A 209-nucleotide genomic window follows, 5' to 3' on the forward strand; every position below is an offset into this window, starting at 1 on the left:
GATCCCGGCCATAATGTAATCGGCACAAGGGAGGGCAATCGCATTTCCCAGCGCCTTGTAGCGTTGCAGAGGCCGGATCTCCATGCCGTCCGCCCCGTACTTTGTCCAGCCCTCCGGCAGCCCCATCAGCCGTTCACTTTCTGTTTCCGTCAGAAAACGGATACAGCCGCCCTCCGGGTCGCCCTCATACCAGAAGGCAAAGGGCGTTA

General features: G+C 59.8%; 1 protein-coding gene. It reads right to left on the minus strand.

The features are described 5' to 3' along the window. Window positions 1-209, minus strand: a 209-nt coding sequence (locus PG722_RS14020; protein ID WP_270580897.1) for a DNA cytosine methyltransferase, incomplete at both ends; no start/stop codon positions are given.

The organism is Butyricicoccus sp. OF27-2pH9A, assembly GCF_027693185.1.
Taxonomy (GTDB): Bacteria; Bacillota; Clostridia; order Oscillospirales; family Butyricicoccaceae; genus Agathobaculum; species Agathobaculum butyriciproducens.